Here is a 22,803-nt window from a genome sequence, read left to right as displayed (position 1 = left end):
AGGCGCCCGCGCGCCGGGCTCACCGCACTTCGACGAAGCGACCCGCGTCACGCTCGGGCCGCGGGCGGGGATCCTCGGCAGGGTGGCCCACCGCCACCGCGCCCATCGGGTCCCAGTCGGCGGGCAGGTCCAGGACCTCCCGGACCACGTCACGGCAGAACATCGTCGACGACACCCAGGCCGACCCCAGCCGCTCGCCCGCGAGGGCCACCAGGAAGTTCTGCACGCCCGCGCCCGTGGCGACGACGAACATCTCACGCTCCGCGCCGTCCCGGCGGGCGTCGCCGTAGTGGTGCGAGCCGTCCATGACCAGGCAGGGCACGACCAGGTACGGCGCGTTGCGCAGGACGTCACCGCGGCGGATCCGCTTGGCGACGGACTCCTCCGTCCTGCCGTCGCGGCGCAGGTCGGCGATCCACGCGTCACGCATGGCGTCGAGGAGCCGGGTGCGGGACTCGGGGGACTCGAGGAGGACGAAGCGCCAGGGGGTCGTGTGGTGGGGTGCCGGGGCCGTGACGGCAGCGGCCACCGCGCGGCGCACCGCGCCGGGGTCGACCGGTTCGTCCGTGAAGGCCCGCACCGTACGGCGCTGGGTGACCGCCTGACGGACCGCCTCGGACGTGCCGAGGCGGAACATGTCGTCGCGCGCGCCGCGGACCAGCGTCCGGGCGCCCTCGCTGTCGTCGGGAGCCACCGTGTGCGGCAGGCCGCGGACCACGGCCACCGGCAGGCCGGCCGTCTTGCCCTTGACCAGGTCGCCCGCCGCGGCGAGCTCGTCGGCGGTGGCGACGACCGTGGCGGCGAGCGGGTTGCCGTGCGCGTCGGTGCCGCCGCGCAGGTCGTCCAGGACGCGGACGCCCGCCGCGCCGATCGCCACGTCGGTCAGTCCGGCGCGCCAGGGGCGGCCGGAGGTGTCGGTGACCAGCACGCCGACCTCGACGCCGAGCGCGTCGCGCAGGCCCTCGCGGATCGTGCGCGCGGAAGCGTCCGGATCCTCGGGCAGCAGCAGGACCGTGCCCGGGGGTGTGTTGGAGGCGTCGACCCCGGCCGCGGCCATGACCAGGCCCTGCCGGTTCTCCACGATGCGCAGCGGGCCGCGGCGGGCCACCACGCGCACCGTCTCCGCGTCGATCGCGGCCTCCCGGTCGGTGGCCTCGACGACCCGGCCCTCGGCCTTGGAGACGATCTTCGAGGTGACCAGTACGACGTCGCCGTCGGCCAGGTCGGGTGCGGAGGCCGCGATCAGCTTGGCCAGGTCGTCGCCGGGCCGTACCTCGGGCAGGCCGGGCACCGCCCAGACCCGGTAGCCGCCGGTGGCCGGATTCGCCTCGCTCATGCCGTCCGGACCTCCTCGGCCAGGGCCAGCGCCTCCCGGGCCATCCCGGCGGCGGCGTCCACGTCGGTCATCATCAGCGGTACGGCCCGGCAGCGGATGCCCGCCGCCTCGACCCGGTCCACCCAGGCCGTGTCGACGGTGTCGACCAGCCAGCCGTCCAGCAGCCCGGAGCCGTAGTGCTCGGCGACGGCCGCGGCCGTGGACTCCACGCCGACGGCGGCGAGCACCTTGTCGGCCATGCCGCGCACGGGCGCGTCTCCGACGATCGGCGACAGGCCGATCACCGGCACGCCCGCGTCGGCGATGGCCTCGCGGATGCCGGGCACGGCGAGGATGGTGCCGACCGACACCACGGGATTGGACGGCGGGAAGAGGACGACGTCGGCCTCGGCGATCGCCTCCAGGACGCCCGGGGCAGGCTTGGACTGCTCCGCGCCGACCGGCACGACCGCCTCCGCGGGCACCGAGGCGGGCAGCCGCACCCAGTACTCCTGGAAGTGGACCGCCTTGCGCTCGCCGTCGAGCTCGACCGCCACGTGCGTCTCCACGCGGTCGTCGGTCATCGGGATGAGGCGCACGCCGGGCTGCCAGCGGTCGCACAGCGCTTCGGTCACCGCGCTGAGCGGGAAGCCGGCGCCCAGCATCTGTGTGCGCACGATGTGCGTGGCGAAGTCGCGGTCGCCCAGCCCGAACCACTCCGGGCCCACGCCGTACGCCGCGAGTTCCTCCTTGAGGTGGAAGGTCTCCTCGCTCCGCCCCCAGCCCTGCTCCTCGTTGATACCGCCGCCGAGCGTGTACATCACCGTGTCGAGGTCCGGGCAGACCTTCAGCCCGAAGAGGTGGATGTCGTCCCCGGTGTTGCCGATGACCGTGATGTCCGCGTCCGGCACGGCCCGCTTCAGACCACGCAGGAAACGGGCACCGCCGATGCCGCCTGCCAGAACCACAATGCGCATGGGGCCATCCTCGCAGGCCGCTACGACATCGCGTCAGCCAGTCACCGGACCGGCGCCCGGCGTGCCTCGCAGTGCGGGGCGGCGGGGGAGGCCGCGGCCGGACGGAGCCGGGAGGCGGGGTGCATCGGCATCTCGGTCAGGCCCGGGTAGTAGATGTGCAGGCTGACCGCGGGTTCGAGGGCGTCGTTGACGACGTCGTGGGCGTAGCCCGGGGCGCACACCTGGAGGGTCCCGGCGGTCAGCACGCGCGTGCCGCGGTCGGTGTGCTCGGTCAGGGTGCCGTCCAGGACGGTGAACACGCCGGAGGAGTGACCGTGGTCGTGCGGACCGCTGCCCTGGCCGGGGACCCAGGACAGCAGCCACACCTCGTAGCCGGGGCCGGTGCGCAGCCGGTGGTACCAGCGGGTGGTGGCGTCGTACCGCACGAGGTGCTCCCACTGGGCGCGGTCGGCGGCGACGGCGCGGGCCAGTCCGGCGAACTCGGCGACGGTGGAGGGGTGTTCACGCGGCGGCTGGAGCAGGTGCGGGACTTCGAGGATGTCACCGGCGATCTGGAGGTCGCTGTCGCTGTTCATGGGATACGGGGGTCCTCGACGCAGATAAGGAGGGGCGGTGGGGGTGTCACGCCGCGTCGGGCCCGGATCGCGGGCGGCGGCAGGGGTGCCCCGGTGGGAGCGGGTGGAGACAGCGGCCGCGTCGTGGCGATGCGGCGGGGCGGGAGCGGTGGGCTCAACAGCCGGTACAGCGACAGCTGCAGCGAGCACGGGCAGCACCGAGGGACCCGGCGGAGCGGGTCGTGGTGAGTGCCGAATTCGCGAGCATGCCCCCAAGGACAGCCGTTCACTCCACCCCTGTCAACTCGACGCCCGGTATGTGGGATCGGGTTCACCTCATCCGGTGCATCTGAGAGGCGAAAGGTTTGCTCAGTCGCTTGCCGGGACACAAGGTGCGCACGGCCGGGCACCCTGTGCGCCGTTGCGATCCCGTGATCCGACTGTGATCCGGTTCGCTTCGACGCGGGTGTCGGAACGAGATCGATCTCCAGGGCGTCCTCCCCTATGAGGCTCTGCGTAGGGCTGGACGTCCTCGTGGGTCCCACACGTGCGTCAAGGTTTAGGGTGATTTGAACACTTTCCGCTCGGCCTTGGTTCCGCAGAGTGAATAAGGGGCTCAATAGCAGATCTCGGCTTGACTCGCCCGGAGCAGCACACTTGTAATTTCACTCGTGTCGTTCAGCCGGAATCGGTAACGGCTACATCACGGGGACGCGAAAAGACTGACGAGGGGCGCACATGACCGAGCTGGTGCAGCAACTGCTGGTCGACGACGCGGACGAGGAACTCGGCTGGCAGGAGCGCGCACTGTGCGCCCAGACCGACCCCGAGTCCTTCTTCCCCGAGAAGGGCGGCTCCACCCGGGAGGCCAAGAAGGTCTGCCTCGCCTGCGAGGTCCGTTCCGAGTGCCTCGAGTACGCCCTCGCCAACGACGAACGCTTCGGCATCTGGGGCGGCCTGTCCGAGCGTGAACGCCGGCGCCTCAAGAAGGCCGCCGTCTGACGGGCGACGTGTCACCACCGCGCCCCGTCACTCCGTACATACGCACGCTTCTTCGTACAAACATCACTTAAGGCCCGTCGCCGGTGGGTTGTCCACAGGCGACGGGTCCCCTTGTTGTCCAGCCGATAGTGTGGGCGCTCGTCCGAGACGCCCCGCCGCCCCCACCGGGCACGGGTGTCCCCACAGTCCATTCGAACCGGGGCCCGTACCTCGATGTCCGTGCACAGCCACCCGGCAGCCCGTCAAGACCTCGCTGCCGCACCAGAGTTCCCGCGTCACGTGGTGACCGCGGTCCTCGTCTCCCACGACGGCGCCCGCTGGCTGCCGGACGCGCTCGCCGGGCTGCTCGGCCAGGAGCGCCCCGTGCAGTTCGCCATGGCCGCCGACACCGGCAGCGCGGACGACTCCGCCCGGCTGGTCACCGAGGCCCTGGGCGACGACCGCGTGCTGCACCTCGCCCGGCGCACCGGCTTCGGCCAGGCCGTCGAGGAGTGCCACCGCGGCGCCCCCCACCTCACCCCGGACGACCTGCCCTATCTGAAGCGGCCGAGCGGCTGGGACCCGGTCACCCGCAGCTGGCGCGACGACGCCTACGACCTGCCCGACCTGCCGCACGGCGAACCGGTCCAGTGGCTCTGGCTGCTGCACGACGACAGCGCCCCCGAGCCGGGCGCGCTGTCCGAACTGCTGCGCGTCGTGGAGAACGAGTACGAGCTCGGCCGCGAGGACGTGGCCGTCGTCGGCCCCAAACTCCGCGGCTGGTACGACCGCAGGCAGCTGCTCGAGGTCGGCGTCTCCATCGCCAACTCCGGCCGCCGCTGGACCGGCCTGGACCGCCGTGAGCAGGACCAGGGCCAGCACGACCACGTACGGCCGGTGCTGAGCGTGTCCACGGCCGGCATGCTCGTCCGCCGCGACGTCTTCGAACAGCTCGGCGGGTTCGACCGGCACCTGCCGCTCATGCGTGACGACGTCGACCTGTGCTGGCGCGTCAACGCGGCCGGCTACCGGGTGCTGGTCGCGCCCGAGGCAGTCGTCCGGCACGCCGAGGCCGCGTCCCGCGAGCGCCGCACCGTCGACTGCGTGGGCCGCACCGCCGCCTCCCCGCACAAGGTGGACAAGGCCGGCGCCGTCCACACCCTGCTCGTCAACACCCGTACCGCCGCCCTGCCCTGGGTGCTGCTGCGGATCGTCCTCGGCACCCTGCTGCGCACCCTCGCCTACCTGGTCGGCAAGGTGCCCGGGCAGGCCGTCGACGAGATCCGCGGCCTCATGGGTGTCCTGCTGCGCCCCGAGCGCGTCCTCGCCGGACGCCGTGACCGCGGCAGCCCCCAGGTCGGCAAGGACGAACTGCGGCCGCTGTTCCCGCCGCCCGGCGCGACCGTCCGCGTCACCGTGGAACAGGTCGCGGGCAACCTCGTCGGCCGCTCCGACCCCGAGGCCGTCTCCGGCGCGGGCCGGCACGGCAGCGGGCTGGAGTCCGGACCCGGCGGCGACGACGCCGACTTCCTCGAGGTGGAGCAGTTCGCCCGCCTCAAGCGCATCGCCCGCCGGCCCGGCCCGGTGCTCTTCCTGCTCCTGCTGCTGGTGTCCCTGGTGGCCTGCCGCCAGCTCCTCGGCGGCGGCGCGCTGGCCGGCGGTGCCCTGCTGCCCGCGCCCGCCGACTCCGGCGACCTGTGGGCCCGCTACACCGACGCCTGGCACGCCGTGGGCGCCGGCGGCACCGGTACGGCTCCGCCCTACCTGGCGATCCTCGCGGCGCTGGCGTCCCTGCTGCTCGGCTCCACCGGCCTCGCCGTCACCGTCCTGCTGGTCGGCTCGGTGCCGCTGGCCGGCTTCACCGCGTACTTCGCCTCCCGCCCGCTCGTCGAGTCCCGGCTGCTGCGCGCGTGGGCGGCCGTCGCCTACGCCTTCCTGCCCGCCGCGACCGGCGCCCTGGCCTCCGGCCGCATCGGCACCGCCGTGCTCGCCGTCCTCCTGCCCCTGCTCGCCCGCGCCGGCATCGCCGCGAGCGGCCTCACCGCCCCCGACGGCCGCGGCAGCTGGCGCGCCACCTGGGCGTACGCGCTGCTGCTCACCGTCACCACCGCGTTCACCCCGATCGTGTGGCCCATCGCGCTCGTCCTCGGCATCGGCGTGCTGGTGCTGCGCAGGAGCGACCTCACGGCGTACGGCCCGCGCTTCCTGGCGCAGTTCGGCAGCCCCCTGCTCGTACTCGCCCCCTCGTCGCTGTCCCTGCTCCCGTTCGGCTTCTTCAAGGAGGCCGGTCTGCCGTACGGGCCGTCGGCCGCCTCCGCGCTCGACCTGCTCGGCGCCGATCCCGGCGGGCCGGGCACGAGCGGCGGGCTGCTGCTGATCGGCCTGGTCCTCGCCGCGCTTGCCGCCCTGCTGCGCGCCGAGCGCCGTACGCCCATCCTGACCGCGTGGACGGCCGCCCTGGTGGGCCTCGTCTTCGCGGTCCTGTCCAACAACTCCGCCTGGGCCGGCCCCGCCACCCTCGTCTACGGCATCGCGCTGCTGGCCGCCGGCACACTGGGCGCCGACGGGGCACGCGCGCGGGTCGCGGAGCAGAGCTTCGGATGGCGCCAGCCGGTCGCTGCCCTGATCGCGCTGGCCTGCGCCGTCGGCCCGCTGGTGCTCGCCGCCGGCTGGATGGTCCGCGGCGCCGACGGGCCCGTCGAGCGGCGCGACCCCGTGCAGGTGCCGGCGTTCGTCGCCGAGGAGAGCGTCACCCGCGACCAGGCCCGCACCCTGGTCCTCGACACCGACTCCTCCGACCACGTCGGCTACGTCCTGGTGCGCGGCTCCGGCGCCCGTATGGGCGACGCGGAGATCACCGCCCAGGACGGCGAGAACAAGCTGCTCGACGGCGTCGTCGCCAACCTCGTCGCGGGCTCCGGCGCGGACCAGGCCGACGAACTCGGCGGCTTCGCCGTCCGCTACGTCCTGGTGCACCAGGGGGCCCCGCGCGAGGTCACCCGGGTGCTGGACGCCACCCCCGGTCTGAGCCGGCTCAGCCAGCAGGCGGGCGGCGCGCTGTGGCGGGTCGACCGGCAGGTCGCCCGCGCGACCGTCGTGCCCGCCGAGGGCAGCGGTACCGCACCCGAGCCGGTGGCCGCGGGACCGGTCGAGATCCACACCGAGATCCCGGACGGCGAGGAGGGCCGCGTCCTGCGCCTGGCGGACACCGCCGCGGAGGGCTGGACCGCCACCCTCGACGGCAAGCCGCTCACCGGCACCACCGTCGACGGCTGGGCCCAGGGCTTCGAACTCCCCGCCTCCGGCGGCAAGCTCGACGTCATCTACGAGGAGCCGTTCACCCACACCGTCTGGCTGTGGGCGCAGGGGCTGCTCGCCGTCGTCCTCGTCGTCATGGCCCTGCCCGGCCGGCGCCGCGACATCGACGACGACCTGCCGGAGGAGGCACCCGTCCCGGCCGAGGCCATGGCCGGGGAGGGCCGCCGGGCCCGCCGGCTGCGCGCCCAGGCCGAGGCGGAGGCCGCGGCGGCGGAGGGCACCGACGGCGCCGAGTACGCCGACGACGACCGGTTCCCCGACGGCGCGGAGTACACCGGTGGCGCGGAGTACACCGGTGGCGCGGAGGCGGACGGCGGCGTGCCCGCCCCGCCCGAGCACCTTCCGGCCCCGCAGGAGCAGCCCCCGGCGCCCGTCCCGCACCAGGGCGACTACGGCGACTGGGACCAGGGGCGGTACCAGAACGCCGACTACGACGAGAACGCCTACGCGGCGGCCCCCTACCCGCAGTACCCGGCCGGCACCGACGCCTACGGCGGCCAGTACCAGGCGGACGGCTACCCGCAGCAGGACGGGACGTACGACCCGTACGCCTACGGCACCCCGCAGCAGGGTTACGACCAGACGTATCCGCAGGGCTACGACCCGCACTACACGCAGGGCTACGACACCCCGTACGACCCGCACGGCACGGGCAACGAGCGTCCCGACGGGAGCCAGCAGTGAACCGCACCACCCTGTCCCTGATCGCGGGCGCGACGGCGCTCGCCGCCGTCACCGGTTTCGCCGCGGTCTCCGCCCCGGACTCCGGGTCCGCCACGGAGCGGACCGGGGCGGCGGCCACCCTCCCCGTGGAGCGCACCGGCCTGCTGTGCCCGCGGCCCAGCATCTCCGACCTGGCCGAGACGACGTACACGTCGTTCACCCCGGTCACGCGGGGCGCGGAGGGCGAAGGCACGGCGGCGCTGCGGTCGGCCGCCGAGCAGTCGGCCCCGGACGACGCGACCGGCAAGGGCGAGAAGGACGGCGATCAGGCCGGCGACGGCGAGCAGGAGAAGGACGGCGAGAAGGGCGACAAGGACGCCGAGGACGGCGAGGGGAGCGCGAAGGGCGGCAAGGGCGGTACGGCCGACAAGCCCGTGCTGCAGCTGCGGGAGCCCGGCCAGCCGGTGACCGCGGACGCCTCCGGTGCCGAGGCCCCCGCCCTCATCGGCACCGCCGACGGCCGCTTCGCGTCCGGCTGGACCGCGCAGCAGACCACCGAGGTGGCCGCCGGGACCGGCCGGGGGCTGCAGGGCGTCGCCTGCACGGCCGCCGACACGCAGTTCTGGTTCCCCGGCGCCAGCACCGACGACAGCCGCACCGACTACGTCCACCTGACCAACCCGGACGACTCCGCCGCCGTCGTGGACATCGAGCTCTACGGCAAGAACGGCGCGCTCAAGACGACGGTGGGGGAGGGCATCACGGTGAAGCCGCGCTCCGCCGAGCCGGTCCTGCTGTCCACGCTCACCGACGAGAAGCAGACCGACGTGACCGTGCACGTGGTGGTCCGCAGCGGCAGGGTCGGCGCCGCCGTGCAGGCCCTGGACGACGAGCTGGGCGGCGACTGGCTGCCCGCGTCGGCCGACCCGTCGGGCAGCCTGGTCATGCCCGGCATCCCCAAGGACGCCACCGGCGTGCGCCTGATCGCCTTCACCCCCGGCGACTCCGACGTGGACCTGAAGGTGCGTCTGGCCTCCCCGTCCGGCCTGATCACTCCGGCCGGCAACGAGACGCTGCACGTCAAGGGCGGTATGACGACCGGGTTCGACCTGGGCGACCTCACCCGCGGCGAGGCGGGCTCCCTGGTGCTGACGGCGTCGGACCGCTCGGTGCCGGTGGTGGCGGCCGTGCGGGTGCTGCGCGGCAAGGAGGGCAAGCAGGAGACGGCGTTCATCCCGGCGGCCCGGCCGGTCGAGACGCGCGCGACGGCGCTGGACAACACCGCCAAGGGGACGACGCTCTCGGTGACCTCGCCCGAGGGCACCGCCGAGATCAAGGTGACGGCGTCGGCGGGCACCAAGGGCGGTACGCCCGCGACCAAGACGTACACCGTCAAGTCGGGCACCACGCAGGACATCCAGGCGCCCGTGCCGGCGGGTGTGAAGGGCACGTACGCGCTGACCGTCGAGCCGCAGGGCGGGGCCACCGTCTACGCCTCACGCACCTTGTCCTCCACGGAGGGCGGTGTCCCGTTCTTCACGGTGCAGCCGCTCCCCGACGACCGGGGGATGGTGGCGGTGCCGGACGCGAGCGAGGACCTGTCGGTCCTGCAGCGGTAGCCGTACGACTTCGCAGCGGTAGGCGGCACGGGCCGGGCGTCCCTGGGGGCGGCGGGGGCGCCCTCAGTCCTCCCCGTACCGGGGGTCGACCGTCTCGGGGGTGAGTCCCAGCAGGTCGGCGACCTGCTCGACCACGACCTCGTGGACGAGCGCCGCCCGCTCGTCACGGCCCTTGGAGCGGATCTCGACCGGCCGCCGGTAGATCACCACGCGCGCCGGGCGTCCCTCGCGCGCGGTCACCGTCCCGCCGAGCGGGATCGTCTCGTCGCTCCAGCCCGCGCCCGCCGCGCCGTCCAGCCGGGGCACGTCAAGGACCAGGAAATCGATGTCGGCGAGCTGCGGCCAGCGCCGCTCGAGCCGCTCCACCGAGTCCTGCACCAGATCCGCGAACGTCTCCGCCCGGCTGGCGGCCAGCGGAACCTGGGGAGGCGCGATCGGGCCGCGCATGCCCCGGCCGTGTCGATCACGGCGTCGGGGCCCGGGGCCTGCTGGGCGAGGGGTCACGGGGCTGTCCATCACAGCGAAGGGTAGTCGCCGTGTCGCCGCCCCGCCCGACGCCCACACGCCTTCCGGCCGAGCCGTACGCCATGTCACAACATGACCATTCCAGCCAAGCTTGGGCTCGATTCCATATCTCTCCGCGACCGATGACCTCAAAGCTTTTGACGGTGTTTGTGCCAACTGGTGACCGCAATCAGAACCGGCCGGGCGTCTGCGGCCCGCCGTCCGGGCAGGTCACAGAGGTGTGCCCAAAGGGGTATGTGGGGCGTTTCACAGCCCGACACGGGGGAGTGACCTGGTGGAGAGTCGTCGCGGCCCGCTCAAGAGTGCGGTACCGTCCAACGTCGTGAGCCCTGTACGTCGCTGTTCGCGCACCGCCTGCGGCCGTCCCGCCGTCGCGACGCTGACGTACGTCTACGCCGACTCGACCGCGGTCCTCGGCCCGCTCGCCACCTACGCCGAACCCCACTGCTACGACCTGTGCGCCGAGCACTCCGAGCGCCTCACCGCGCCGCGCGGCTGGGAGGTCGTCCGCCTGCTCGACGGGTCCGCCCCGGCGCAGCCCAGCGGGGACGACCTGGAAGCGCTTGCCAACGCCGTGCGCGAGGCGGCCCGCCCCCAGGAGCGGGCGGCCGGGGCCGGCGGCACGCGTGGCGCGGACCCGATGGAGGTCGCGCGCCGCGGTCACCTGCGGGTCCTGCGCTCCCCGGACAACTGACACCACGCGCACCGCGCGGCGCGTCACCGTCCGCGGGCTTCCCTCGTCACATCCCTTCACCGCACACCCATTGACGCCTCCTTGTCACGGACACGACCATTCCGGTGACCCCGCGAGAAATCGCTTTCGCATGGCGGAATCCGGGAGGCGCAGGTGTACGTCCAGGAACTGGAACCCGTCGCAGGATCGCTCGGCCTCTCCGCGCTCGTGGCGGCCCTGCCCCTGGTGACCGTGCTGGTGCTGCTCGGCGGTGTCCGCCTGAAGGCCCACCTCGCGGGCCTGACCGGCCTCGCGGTGGCCGTCGCCGTGGCCTGGCTGGCGTACGGCATGCCGCTCGACCAGACGCTCTCCAGCGGCGTCCAGGGAGCCGTCTTCGGGCTCTTCCCCATCATGTGGATCGTCGTCAACGCCTTGTGGATCTACCGGATGACCGTCCGCACCCGCCACTTCGACATCCTGCGCCGCTCCTTCGGCCGCCTCTCGGACGACCCCCGCATCCAGGCCCTTGTCATCGCGTTCTGCTTCGGCGCCCTGCTGGAGGCCCTGGCCGGATTCGGCGCCCCCGTCGCGATCTCCGCTGTGATGCTGGTCGCCCTCGGCTTCGACCCCGTACGCGCCGCCGTGGTCGCGCTGGTCGCCAACACCGCTCCGGTGGCGTTCGGCGCGATGGGCACGCCGGTGGTCACGCTCGCCCAGGTCACCGGGTTGCCGCTGGACTCCGTGGCGTCCGTGGTGGGCCGTCAGACCCCGCTGCTGGCCCTCGTGGTGCCGCTGGTGCTGGTCTGGCTGGTCGACGGCCGGCGCGGACTGCGCGAGACCTGGGTGCCGGCCCTGGTCTGCGGTGTGGCCTTCGCCGTCGCGCAGTTCGCCGCGTCCAACTACGTCTCCGCCCAGCTCGCCGACATCGGCGCCGCGCTGGCCGGGGCGGGCGCCCTGATGGCCGTCCCCCGCGCCCGCGTCCCCGCCGCCGAGTCCGTACGGGCCTCGGTGCTGACCGGCACGCGCAGCGAGGAACTGGACGCGGAGGACCCGCACGGGGAGGTGCTGCGGGCCTACGCCCCCTACGCGCTGATCGTCGCGATCTTCGCCGTGGCGCAGATCCCCGCGGTGAAGGACTGGCTGGCCGGCGCCACGCAGACCTACGACTGGCCCTTCCTGGACGTCGCGGGACCGGACGGCGAGCCCGTCGGCGGCAACATGTTCAGCCTGCCGGTCGTCTCCACCGGGGGGACGCTCGTGCTGTTCGCCGGACTGGCCACCGCGGCCGTCCTCAAGCTGCACGCGGGCGTGGCGGTCAGGGAGTGGCTGGCGACCGTGCGCGAACTGCGGTTCGCCCTCCTCACGGTGACCAGCGTCCTCGCCCTCGCCTACGTCATGAACCTCTCCGGCCAGGCCGCGACCATCGGCCACTTCGTCGCGGCGGCCGGGGCGGGGCTCGCCTTCCTCTCCCCGGTGCTGGGATGGTTCGGCGTCGCCGTGTCCGGCTCGGACACCTCCTCCAACGCCCTCTTCGGCGCCCTCCAGGTCACCGCCGCCCAGCAGTCCGGCCTCTCGCCCGACCTGCTCGCCGCCGCCAACAGCTCCGGCGGCGTGCTCGGCAAGATGATCTCGCCGCAGAACCTCACCATCGCCTGCGCGGCCGTCGGACTGGCGGGCCGCGAGGGCGACCTGCTGCGCAAGGTGCTGCCCTGGAGCCTCGGCCTGCTGCTCGTGATGTGCCTGATCGTGGTGGGACAGAGCACGGCGGTGCTCGGCTGGATGCTGCCCTGACCTGACCGGCGGACCGGTTGTCCAACGACTGGATGCTGCCCTGACCTGACCGGCGGACCGGTTGTCCAACGACAACCGGCGGACCGGTTGTCCACAGGCGCCGGCGGACCGGTTGTCCACAGGTCCGCCGGGCACCGCGCCGGAGCGTCACGGCCTGCGGGTAGTTTGTGGTGACCGACAGGACCTCCGGAAGGGCTGGCCGTGGCTGCTGATCTCTCGCAGATCGTGAAGGCGTACGACGTGCGCGGGGTCGTCCCCGACCAGTGGGACGAGTCGCTCGCCGAGCTCTTCGGCGCCGCGTTCGTCCGGGTGACCGCCGCGGCCGCCGTCGTCACCGGCCACGACATGCGCCCCTCGTCCCCCGGACTGTCGGCCGCCTTCGCCCGCGGAGCGGCGGCCCAGGGCGCGGACGTGACCGAGATCGGCCTGTGCTCCACCGACCAGCTCTACTACGCCTCGGGCGCCCTGGACCTGCCCGGCGCGATGTTCACCGCCTCGCACAACCCGGCGCGGTACAACGGCATCAAGCTGTGCCGCGCGGGAGCCGCACCGGTCGGCCAGGACACCGGCCTCGCGGACATCCGGGCCCTCGTCGAGGAGTGGAGCGGCGCGGGCGCCCCCACGCCGGCCGCCGGCACCGGGAAGGTCACCCGGCGCGACACCCTCGACGACTACGCGGCCCACCTGCGCTCCCTCGTCGACCTCACCGGCATCCGCCCCCTGAAGGTCGTCGTCGACGCGGGCAACGGCATGGGAGGGCACACCGTCCCCACCGTGTTCGCCGGACTGCCGCTGACCCTCGTTCCGATGTACTTCGAGCTCGACGGCACCTTCCCCAACCACGAGGCCAACCCGCTCGACCCGGCCAACCTCGTCGACCTGCGGAAGCGGGTCCGCGAGGAGGGCGCCGACATCGGCCTGGCCTTCGACGGCGACGCCGACCGCTGCTTCGTCGTGGACGAGCGCGGCGAACCGGTCTCCCCCTCCGCCGTCACCGCCCTGGTCGCCTCCCGCGAACTGGCGCGCCACGGCGGCAAGGGCACCGTCATCCACAACCTGATCACCTCCTGGTCCGTGCCCGAGGTCGTCCGGGAGAACGGCGGCACCCCCGAGCGCACGAGGGTGGGCCACTCCTTCATCAAGGCCGAGATGGCCAGGACCGGCGCGATCTTCGGCGGCGAGCACTCCGCCCACTACTACTTCCGCGACTTCTGGAACGCCGACACGGGCATGCTGGCCGCCCTGCACGTCCTCGCCGCGCTCGGCGAGCAGCAGGGCACCCTGTCCGCGCTGGTCGACCGGTACGACCGCTACGCCGGCTCCGGCGAGATCAACTCCACCGTCGACGACCAGGCCGCCCGGATCGCCGCGATCAGGGCCGCCTACGAGGGCCGCGAGGGCATCACCCTCGACGAACTGGACGGCCTCACCGTCACCGCCGCCGACTGGTGGTTCAACGTCCGTCCCAGCAACACCGAACCGCTGCTGCGGCTGAACGCCGAGGCGCGGGACGAGGCCACGATGACCCGCGTCCGGGACGAGGCCCTGGCTCTCATCAGGGCGTAGTCCCCGAGACCGCCGACGGCCGCGGCAGCCGGGACCGGGGAGGGCGCGGGAGACGTCCGGGGCGGACCGCCCCGGACCCGCCGCGCGACCCCCACCAGCGGTACCCTGACCAGCACATCCACCAGCGAAGGGACCCTCATGCCTCTCGAAGCCGGCCTCCTGGAGATCCTGGCCTGCCCGGCCTGCCACTCCCCCCTCGAGGAGCAGGACACCGAGCTGGTCTGCACCGGCCAGGACTGCGGTCTGGCCTACCCCGTCCGCGACGGCATCCCCGTCCTCCTCGTCGACGAGGCCCGCCGCCCGGCATAACCGGAGCCGCACGCCCCGGAGCATCCCGCGTACCGCCGACGCCCCGCCGATCGGAGCCTGCCGCCCATGCTCGACGAATCGCTGCTCGACTCACCGGAGGGCCTCGCCGAGGCCGACCACCGCGCACTGCTCCGCGGCGCCGCCGAGGCCGGCGCCCGCGTCCGCACCGCGGCACGCCACGCCGCCGAGGCGGGCGTGGGCAACCTGAAGCCCGACGGCCGCCCCCGCGCCGTGCTGATCGCCGGCCCCGGCGCCGCCGCCACTCAGGCCGCCGACCTGCTCGGCACCCTGGCCGGCGCCGGCAGCCCGGTCACCCGCCTCGCACCCACCGGCGTCGCGCCCGCCGCGGGCGCCCTGCGCTGGGAACTGCCGGGCTGGGCCGGATCGGTGGACCTGCTCCTGATCGCCACCCCGGACGGCACCGAACCAGGCCTGTCCCTGCTGTCCGAGCAGGCGTACCGCCGGGGCCTCACCGTTGTCGCCGTCGCCCCCTCCGGCACCCCGCTCGCCGAGGAGGCCGGCGGCAGCCGCGGTCTGTTCGTCCCCATGGCGACCGCGCCCTACGACCACGACGAACCCCTCGCCGCCTCCGCACCCGGGGTGCTGTGGGCGCTGCTCACGCCGCTGCTCGCCCTGCTGGACCGCACCGGACTGCTCAGCGCGCCGCCGGAGGCCCTGGAGAAGGTCGCCGACCGCCTCGACTCCGTCGCCGAGCGCTGCGGCCCGGCCGTCGCCACGTACAGCAACGCGGCCAAGACCCTCGCCGCCGAACTCGCCGAGTCCCTGCCCGTCGTGTGGACCGAGGGCGTCTCCGCGGGCCCGGCCGGCCGGCGTTTCGCCGCCGCGCTCGCCGAGCTGTCCGGCACGCCCGCCGTGGTCGCCGAACTGCCCGAGGCCCTCGCCGCGCACAGCGCCCTCCTCGCCGGCCCGCTCGCCGCCGGCGCCGACCCGGACGACTTCTTCCGCGACCGCGTGGAGGAGGCACCCGCCCTGCACGCGCGCGTCGTGCTGCTCCGCGACCGGCCCCTCGGCGGCCTCACCGCCGCCCCCGCCGCCCGCGAGCTGGCCCTCACCCACGACACGCCGATCAGCGAGCTGGAACCGGAGGAGGGCGGCGAACTGGAGACCCTCGCGGAACTGATCGCCGTCACGGATTTCGCCGCCGTCTACCTCGCGCTCGCCTCGGCACCCCGCTGATGCCCGAGGCTGACTGACCTCCCCCGCGGGCACCCCTGCCACGCGCGCCCGCACGAGAACCGGCAGAAGGAACGCAGAGAGCCCCATGGACCGCCTCGACAACACCGTCCGCCCCTACGCCTGGGGTTCCCCGACCGCCATCCCGCGGCTGCTCGGCACCGAACCGACCGGCGAACCGCAGGCGGAGATGTGGATGGGCGCCCACCCCGGCGCACCCTCGCGCACCGGCCGGGGCACCCTCGCCGAGGTCATCGACGCCGCCCCGGAGCGGGAGCTCGGCCCGGCCGCGGTCGCCAAGTTCGGCCCCCGCCTGCCGTTCCTGCTCAAACTCCTCGCCGCGGGCTCCCCGCTGTCCCTCCAGGTCCACCCCGACCTGGCCCAGGCGCGCGCCGGTTACGAGGACGAGGAGCGCCGAGGCGTCCCCGTCACCGCCCCGCACCGCAACTACAAGGACGCCAACCACAAGCCCGAACTGGTCTGCGCCCTCACCGAGTTCGACGGTCTGTGCGGCTTCCGCGACCCGCTGCACGCCGCCGAACTCATCGACGGCCTCGGCGTGGACTCCCTCAAGCCGTACGTCGACCTGCTGCACGCCCGCCCAGAGGAGGCGGCGCTGCGCGAGGTGCTCACCGCCGTCCTCACCGCCGACCCCGAGGAGATGGCCCGCACCGTCGTGGAGGCGGCCGCCGCCTGCGACCGCCTCGGCGGCCCCTACGCGCCCTACGCCGGCATCGCCCACCACTACCCGGGCGACCCCGGCGTCATCGCCGCGATGCTCCTCAACCACGTCCGGCTGCAGCCCGGCGAGGCGATGTTCCTGGGCGCCGGCGTCCCGCACGCCTACCTCGACGGCCTCGGCGTCGAGATCATGGCCAACTCCGACAACGTCCTGCGCTGCGGCCTCACCCCCAAGCACGTCGACGTCCCCGAACTGCTGCGCGTCGTCCGCTTCGAGGCCACCGACCCCGCCGTGCTGCGCCCGGAGGCCGGCCCGGACGACGAAGAGGTCTACGAAACCCCCACCGACGAGTTCCGGCTCTCCCGCTACGTCCTGCCCGAGGGCGGCATGACCCATGACCTCACCCTCACCACCCCGCAGATCCTGCTCTGCACCGCCGGCTCCGTACGGGCCGGGGAACACGACCTGACGCCGGGCCACTCCGTCTTCGTCCCCGCGGGTGAGAAGGCCGAGGTGTCGGGTACCGGAACGGTCTTCCGGGCCACGGTCGTCGTCTGACCGGCGGGTGACCGCGACCTGACGCGCCGTCGCCGGACGGGGCTGCAACAATGGCCCACCGTCACAGCACGGACAACGTCCTGACGGGCGTGCGCGCACGCCCGTCAGGACGCCCACGGCACACGAAGGGACAACGCGGACACATGAGCGCGTCAGGCGGCACCAAGGCGATCGTGGCGGCACTCGCCGCCAACCTCGCGATCGCGGTAGCGAAGTTCGTGGCGTTCCTCTTCAGCGGCTCCTCGTCGATGCTCGCCGAGTCCGTCCACTCGGTCGCCGACTCCGGGAACCAGGCGCTGCTGCTCGTCGGCGGCAAGAAGGCCCAGCGCAAGGCCACCCCGGAACACCCCTTCGGCTACGGCCGCGAGCGCTACATCTACGCCTTCCTCGTCTCCATCGTGCTCTTCTCGGTCGGTGGCATGTTCGCCGTCTACGAGGGCTACGAGAAGATCAAGCATCCGCACGAGCTGGAGCACTGGTACTGGCCGGTCGGCGTCCTGGTCTTCGCGATCATCGCCGAGGGCTTCTCCTTCCGCACCGCCATCAAGGAGTCCAACTCCCTGCGCGGCGGCCGCTCCTGGAAGGAGTTCGTCCGCCACGCCAAGGCGCCCGAGCTGCCGGTCGTCCTGCTGGAGGACCTCGGCGCGCTCGTCGGTCTGATCCTCGCCCTCGGCGGCGTCGGCCTGACCCTCGCCACCGGCGACAGCGTCTGGGACGGCATCGGCACCCTCTGCATCGGCGTCCTGCTCATCCTGATCGCCCTGGTGCTCGCCGCCGAGACCAAGTCCCTGCTGCTCGGTGAGTCCGCAGGGGCCGAGGAGACCCGGAAGATCGAGGCCTCCGTGGTCGACGGCGACACCGTCACCCGCATCATCCACATGCGCACCCTGCACCTCGGCCCCGAGGAACTGCTCGTCGCCGCCAAGATCGCGGTGCGGCACGACGACACCGCCACCGAGGTGGCCGCCGCCATCGACGCCGCCGAGTCCCGCATCCGCGAGGCCGTGCCGATCGCCCGGGTGATCTACCTCGAGCCGGACATCTACAGCGAGGCCGAGGCCGCCAAGGGCCCCGACCCCGAGGCCACCCCCGGCGGCCCCACCCAGCCGGATGCCGGCCACCCGTAGCCACCGCACACCACCGTCAGGCCGTTCCGGGACAGCCCCGCGCTCCCCAGAACGGCCTGATGTGTACGCGGCCGGACTGGGGGCCGCCGGGTGCGTCGGTGTAGCTTGGGACGGAGCCAGACGTCGCTGCTGATGGCGGTCGGGCGGTCCCACCGCGGACCGGCCGAGGGAGAGAGGGCCTCCGACGGACTGCGCTGCGCGTACGCGGGCATGCCTGTGCCCTCCTCGGGCACCCCTGTGTCCGCCGCCGCGCAGACCAGCCGTACCCACCTCGACCCAACCCCGAGGAGCAGCTCGCAATGACGACTGTCGACAACCGACAGGACTTCAAGGTCGCCGACCTCTCCCTGGCCGCGTTCGGCCGCAAGGAGATCACCCTCGCCGAGCACGAGATGCCCGGCCTGATGGCGATCCGCAAGGAGTACGCCGACGCCCAGCCCCTCGCCGGGGCCCGCGTCACCGGCTCCCTGCACATGACGGTGCAGACCGCCGTCCTCATCGAGACCCTGGTCGCCCTCGGCGCCGAGGTCCGCTGGGCGTCCTGCAACATCTTCTCCACCCAGGACCACGCGGCGGCCGCCATCGCCGTCGGCCCGGACGGCACGCCCGACAACCCGCAGGGCGTCCCGGTCTTCGCCTGGAAGGGCGAGACCCTCCAGGAGTACTGGTGGTGCACGGAGCAGGCGCTGACCTGGCCGGACAGCCCCACCGGCGGCCCGAACATGATCCTCGACGACGGCGGTGACGCCACCCTCCTCGTCCACAAGGGCGTCGAGTACGAGAAGGACGGCAAGGCCCCGTCCCCCGACACCGCCGAGTCGGACGAGCACCGGGTCATCCTCGAACTGCTCAACCGCACCCTGAGCGAGAACCCGCAGAAGTGGACCCAGCTCTCCTCCGAGATCCGCGGCGTGACGGAGGAGACCACGACGGGTGTGCACCGCCTGTACGAGATGCAGCGCGACGGCACCCTGCTGTTCCCGGCGATCAACGTCAACGACGCGGTGACGAAGTCGAAGTTCGACAACAAGTACGGCTGCCGGCACTCGCTGGTGGACGGCATCAACCGGGCCACGGACGTGCTGATCGGCGGCAAGACCGCGGTCGTGTGCGGCTACGGCGACGTCGGCAAGGGCTGCGCGGAGTCGCTGCGCGGCCAGGGCGCCCGCGTGATCGTCACCGAGATCGACCCGATCTGCGCGCTGCAGGCGGCGATGGACGGCTACCAGGTCACGACGCTGGACGAGGTCGTCGAGACGGCCGACATCTTCATCACCACGACCGGCAACAAGGACATCATCATGGCCTCGGACATGGCCAGGATGAAGCACCAGGCGATCGTCGGGAACATCGGTCACTTCGACAACGAGATCGACATGGCCGGCCTCGCGAAGACCCCGGGCATCGTCAAGGACGAGATCAAGCCGCAGGTCCACACCTGGACCTTCCCCGACGGCAAGAAGATCATCGTGCTGTCCGAGGGCCGCCTGCTGAACCTGGGCAACGCCACCGGCCACCCGTCGTTCGTGATGTCCAACTCCTTCGCGGACCAGACCCTGGCCCAGATCGAGCTGTTCACCAAGCCCGACGAGTACCCGACCGGCGTCTACGTGCTGCCCAAGCACCTCGACGAGAAGGTCGCCCGTCTCCACCTCGACGCGCTCGGCGTCAAGCTGACCACGCTGCGTCCGGAGCAGGCCGACTACATCGGTGTGAAGGTCGACGGCCCGTTCAAGCCCGACCACTACCGCTACTGAGCCGGCGCTCCCGACCGAGCCCCGAGGCAGGCCCCCGCACCCCCGTGTCGGGGGCCTGCCCCGTGGCGGACCGGCGACCGGCCCAGCCCGTCACGACCCAGGACCCCCATGCCCCGCGGCCGTTATTCGCTCCACGATCCGCACGATCACACCCCCCTCGCCGAGGAACACTTCCAGTGCGCCCCCGGGGCCTCCGGCTGGCGCTACGTCTCCCAGCTCACCGCCCCCGGCGGCGACCACCTGGGCTCCGTCGACCTGACCCTCGACACCCTCGGCCGGCCGCTCCGCCTGGAACTCCACGCGTCGAGCTGGCAGGTCCGCGGCGCCGCTCTCGACGGCGTCACCTGGGTCCGCACCGACCCCACCGGAACCCACGCCACCGAAGGCAATGTGCGCGCCCACGCCTTCACCGGCTCGTCCCCCGCCTTCCTCGTCGCCACCGCCCGTCTCCTGCGCCTCACCCCCTCCGCCGCGGCCACCCGCGTACGCCTCGTCGCCTTCACCGACCCGGTCCTCGCCCCCCGTACCGTGGACCAGTCCTGGGCGTTGGCCGACAGAGAAACACACGCCACTGACAACGGCCCCCTGACCGTGGACGCGTACCAGGTCACCGCCCTGGACACCGGCGAGCAGCACACCGTGCACCTGGCCGGCGACGTGGTCCTGGCAGCCCCCGGCATCGAACTCGAGGACCTCGAATCACCCCCGTCGGACCTCGGCTGACGGCACCAACCCTGGTCGATGCCTACGCCGGCGGCACGAACCCCGTCGAGGGCCCGTCGCCCCGCGCCGGACTGCCCGAAGAGGCCGCCTCCGCCCCCTTGGGGGGCACGACCGGCCGGACCACCGGGGCCGCGGCGACGGCGGGACCCGTGGGGAAGGACGGCAACGGCGCCCCCGCACCCGCCGCAGGCACGGGAGCGACGGCACCACCGCCGAACGCCCGTTGCGCCTCCCGCGTCTGGCGCTCGTGCAGCATCGCTGCCAGGTACATCGCGGGCGGCAGCCCGGGCGGCACCGGCGCCCCGGTGCGTCCCGCGACGTCGGCCGCCAGCCGCTCCGCCATCGACCAGCCGACCTGCGGGTCGAGCTGCCGGATCCGCGTGAGGTACTGACGGACGGCGAGCCACAGACCGTCCGGCACAGCCGACAGGTCGAGCTCGGCGAAACGGCCCGCGAGCCAGGGCGGAGGCGGCGGCACATAGCCGCCCGGCCCGGCGGGCACCCGCTCCCGTACCACGAGGGTCCCGGCGAACACGTCCCCCAGGCGGCGGCCGCGCGCCGACACCAGCGAGGCGACGCAGGCCACCACGCCGAACGTCATGAGGATCTCGATCACCCCGAGCAGCCCCCGCACGAGCGCGTGCCGGAACCGGATGGGCCCTCCGTCGTCCCGCACCACCCGCAGCCCGCACGCCATCTTCCCGAGCGACCGCCCGTGGCTCAGCGTCTCGACCAGGATCGGCCCGCCCACGAGCACCAGGACGAACGTCGCGATCGTCACCGCCGTCTGCGCCGCCCGGTCCAGCGAGGCCGTCGCCGCCACCAGAACAAGGGTCACCCCGACGTACGCGGCCACGGCCGCCGCCAGATCGAGCAGCACGGCCAGCCCTCTGCTGGGCAGCTTCGCGGGGCGCAGCTCCAACGCCACCGCCTCACCCGTCACCAGCTCACTCACGCCCGCCGCCCTTCCCTGGTCTGCCCCGGACACCGCCAGTCTGCCAAGCTGATGGCACATCGCACCGCAGTACGAGCAGCGCGAAGTCAGCTTGTCCTTCCCCCTCCGTCCGACCGCCGACGATCAGCCGAGGAGCAGGCACACCGATGGACCTCGACGTCTTCGTCTCCGCCCACCGTGCGGAGTGGGACCGCCTCGATGCCCTGCTCAAGCGCCGGCGCCGCCTCACCGGCGCGGAGGCGGACGAACTCGTCGTCCTCTACCAGCGCGCCGCCACCCATCTCTCCCTCATCCGCTCGGCCGCGCCCGACCCCCAGCTGACCGGCCGGCTCAGCCAGCTGGTGGCCCGGGCCCGCAATGCGGTGACCGGCACCCGCCAGGCGTCCTGGCGCGACGTCACGCGCTTCCTGACCCACGGATTCCCCGCGGCCGTCTACCGCGCGCGTCACTGGTGGGTGCCCACGGCTCTCCTCTCCACGGCCGTGGCGGCACTGCTCGGCTGGTGGATAGGCACCCACCCGGAGGTCCAGGCCTCGATAGCGGCGCCCGCGGAACTCCGCGAGATGACCCGCCCCGGCGGCCAGTACGAGACGTACTACTCCAGCAACCCGGCGACCTCCTTCGCCGCCCAGGTGTGGACGAACAACGCGTGGGCCGCGGCGCTGTGCCTGATCCTCGGGGTGTTCCTGGGGCTGCCGGTCCTGTGGATCCTCTTCCAGAACATGCTCAACCTGGGTGTCGGTTTCGGCCTCATGTCCTCCGCCGGGCGCCTCGACACGTTCCTCGGCCTGGTTCTCCCGCACGGCCTGCTGGAACTCACCGCGGTCTTCGTCGCCGCCGGCACGGGCCTGCGTCTGGGCTGGACCGTGATCGACCCCGGCCCCCGCACGCGGCGCACCGCGCTCGCGGAAGAGGGGCGCGCCGCCCTCGCCATGGCGATCGGGCTGGCCCTGGTGCTCTTCGTGTCCGGGGCCGTCGAAGGCTTCGTCACCCCGTCGGGCCTGCCCACCTGGGCCCGCATCACCATCGGTGTCGTCGCCGAGCTGGCCTTCCTCGTGTACGTCTACGTCCTGGGCGGCCGCGCCGCACGATCCGGTGCGACGGGCGACCTTGACGCATCCGAGCGCAGTGCCGACGTGCCCACCGCCGCCTGATGTGCGAACGGCCCCGCGGAGCTGCTAGTGTCCTCTTCGCCCCACGGGAGCCGTTGACGCGGAGCCGGTGGGGAGGTAGATTAGAACAGTTGCCTGGAGATGGGTTCGCACCCGGAAGGCGACAGTGAACATCTACTGGCTTCTCGCTGGGACTCAGGTTCCGCAGAAGCACCCCCCGATAAGTCGGAAGACGAAGGCCGGTCAATCCGCCCCGAAACTTCTGATAAAGTCGGAACCGCCGGAAAGGGAAAGCGCGAAAGCGTCGGCCTGGAAAGCGCCGAGGAAATCGGATCGGAAAGATCTGATAGAGTCGGAAACGCAAGACCGAAGGGAAGCGCCCGGAGGAAAGCCCGAGAGGGTGA

18 protein-coding genes are annotated in these 22,803 nt (G+C 73.1%); 13 read left to right on the top strand and 5 right to left on the bottom strand.

Annotated features, from left to right (window positions below):
• Nucleotides 1-19: 19 nt before the first annotated feature.
• From ACIF8S_RS30870 to ACIF8S_RS30860, 3 genes are read right to left on the bottom strand one after another with little or no spacing between them, the layout of a single operon-like run.
• A complete protein-coding gene (locus tag ACIF8S_RS30870; protein ID WP_400003553.1) occupies nt 20-1,336 on the bottom strand; it encodes a coenzyme F420-0:L-glutamate ligase in 1,317 nt (438 codons plus the stop codon).
• Nucleotides 1,333-2,292, bottom strand: coding sequence for a 2-phospho-L-lactate transferase (gene cofD, locus ACIF8S_RS30865; protein ID WP_400003552.1), 960 nt, complete (start codon nt 2,290-2,292; stop codon nt 1,333-1,335). Before cofD ends, ACIF8S_RS30870 begins: the two co-directional genes overlap by 4 nt.
• A 41-nt stretch (nt 2,293-2,333) precedes the next feature.
• Nucleotides 2,334-2,867, bottom strand: a complete 534-nt coding sequence (locus ACIF8S_RS30860) for a cysteine dioxygenase (protein WP_400003550.1) — start codon at nt 2,865-2,867, stop codon at nt 2,334-2,336.
• Between the two features lie 717 nt (nt 2,868-3,584).
• On the opposite strand from ACIF8S_RS30860, the gene ACIF8S_RS30855 reads away from it, so the two are divergent.
• From ACIF8S_RS30855 to ACIF8S_RS30845, 3 genes are all read left to right on the top strand, one after another.
• Nucleotides 3,585-3,848 carry a WhiB family transcriptional regulator gene (locus tag ACIF8S_RS30855; protein WP_003975777.1) on the top strand — a complete coding sequence of 88 codons (264 nt, stop codon included), beginning with the start codon at nt 3,585-3,587 and terminating at the stop codon, nt 3,846-3,848.
• 213 nt (nt 3,849-4,061) lie between these two features.
• The gene (locus ACIF8S_RS30850; protein WP_400003548.1) at nt 4,062-7,829 is read left to right on the top strand and encodes a glycosyltransferase family 2 protein; all 3,768 of its coding nucleotides are present in this window, start codon (nt 4,062-4,064) and stop codon (nt 7,827-7,829) included.
• Nucleotides 7,826-9,427 (top strand): DUF5719 family protein, encoded by a 1,602-nt coding sequence (locus tag ACIF8S_RS30845; protein ID WP_400003546.1) that lies wholly within the window; start codon nt 7,826-7,828, stop codon nt 9,425-9,427. The genes ACIF8S_RS30850 and ACIF8S_RS30845 overlap by 4 nt, the downstream gene beginning before the upstream one ends.
• Before the next feature lie 63 nt (nt 9,428-9,490).
• Here ACIF8S_RS30845 and ACIF8S_RS30840 read toward each other — a convergent pair whose 3' ends face one another.
• Complete coding sequence (locus tag ACIF8S_RS30840) at nt 9,491-9,874, bottom strand: metallopeptidase family protein (RefSeq protein ID WP_349794198.1); 384 nt, start codon at nt 9,872-9,874, stop codon at nt 9,491-9,493.
• A 352-nt stretch (nt 9,875-10,226) separates the two neighbouring features.
• Here ACIF8S_RS30840 and ACIF8S_RS30835 point away from each other — a divergent pair, with 352 nt between their 5' ends.
• The 9 genes from ACIF8S_RS30835 (at nt 10,227) to ACIF8S_RS30795 (ending at nt 20,332) form a co-directional block, all read left to right on the top strand.
• A complete protein-coding gene (locus ACIF8S_RS30835) occupies nt 10,227-10,646 on the top strand; it encodes a DUF3499 domain-containing protein (protein WP_400003544.1) in 420 nt (139 codons plus the stop codon).
• A 153-nt stretch (nt 10,647-10,799) separates the two neighbouring features.
• The gene (locus ACIF8S_RS30830; protein WP_400003542.1) at nt 10,800-12,416 is read left to right on the top strand and encodes an L-lactate permease; all 1,617 of its coding nucleotides are present in this window, start codon (nt 10,800-10,802) and stop codon (nt 12,414-12,416) included.
• A gap of 201 nt (nt 12,417-12,617) precedes the next feature.
• The gene (locus tag ACIF8S_RS30825) at nt 12,618-13,982 is read left to right on the top strand and encodes a phosphomannomutase/phosphoglucomutase (RefSeq protein WP_400003540.1); all 1,365 of its coding nucleotides are present in this window, start codon (nt 12,618-12,620) and stop codon (nt 13,980-13,982) included.
• A gap of 138 nt (nt 13,983-14,120) precedes the next feature.
• Complete coding sequence (locus ACIF8S_RS30820; protein WP_078541071.1) at nt 14,121-14,291, top strand: Trm112 family protein; 171 nt, start codon at nt 14,121-14,123, stop codon at nt 14,289-14,291.
• Between the two features lie 66 nt (nt 14,292-14,357).
• Complete coding sequence (locus ACIF8S_RS30815) at nt 14,358-15,488, top strand: SIS domain-containing protein (protein ID WP_400003538.1); 1,131 nt, start codon at nt 14,358-14,360, stop codon at nt 15,486-15,488.
• 85 nt (nt 15,489-15,573) lie between these two features.
• Nucleotides 15,574-16,725, top strand: a complete 1,152-nt coding sequence (gene manA / locus ACIF8S_RS30810; RefSeq protein ID WP_400003536.1) for a mannose-6-phosphate isomerase, class I — start codon at nt 15,574-15,576, stop codon at nt 16,723-16,725.
• Between the two features lie 143 nt (nt 16,726-16,868).
• Complete coding sequence (locus ACIF8S_RS30805; protein ID WP_400003534.1) at nt 16,869-17,852, top strand: cation diffusion facilitator family transporter; 984 nt, start codon at nt 16,869-16,871, stop codon at nt 17,850-17,852.
• A gap of 299 nt (nt 17,853-18,151) precedes the next feature.
• Nucleotides 18,152-19,609: an adenosylhomocysteinase gene (gene ahcY, locus ACIF8S_RS30800; protein WP_400003532.1), complete on the top strand. Its 1,458-nt coding sequence runs from the start codon at nt 18,152-18,154 to the stop codon at nt 19,607-19,609.
• A 108-nt stretch (nt 19,610-19,717) separates the two neighbouring features.
• Nucleotides 19,718-20,332, top strand: coding sequence for a hypothetical protein (locus tag ACIF8S_RS30795; RefSeq protein WP_400003531.1), 615 nt, complete (start codon nt 19,718-19,720; stop codon nt 20,330-20,332).
• Nucleotides 20,333-20,354: 22 nt separating this feature from the next.
• Here ACIF8S_RS30795 and ACIF8S_RS30790 read toward each other — a convergent pair whose 3' ends face one another.
• Nucleotides 20,355-21,287, bottom strand: coding sequence for an RDD family protein (locus tag ACIF8S_RS30790; RefSeq protein WP_400003530.1), 933 nt, complete (start codon nt 21,285-21,287; stop codon nt 20,355-20,357).
• Nucleotides 21,288-21,433: 146 nt separating this feature from the next.
• Here ACIF8S_RS30790 and ACIF8S_RS30785 point away from each other — a divergent pair, with 146 nt between their 5' ends.
• Nucleotides 21,434-22,441, top strand: coding sequence for a stage II sporulation protein M (locus ACIF8S_RS30785; RefSeq protein WP_400003529.1), 1,008 nt, complete (start codon nt 21,434-21,436; stop codon nt 22,439-22,441).
• Nucleotides 22,442-22,803 lie beyond the last annotated feature (362 nt).

This window comes from Streptomyces sp. NPDC085937, assembly GCF_044540535.1.
Classification (GTDB): Bacteria; Actinomycetota; Actinomycetes; order Streptomycetales; family Streptomycetaceae; genus Streptomyces.
The sequence above is the reverse complement of the archived record's forward strand: the minus strand, read 5'-3'. Positions and strand labels throughout refer to the sequence as shown.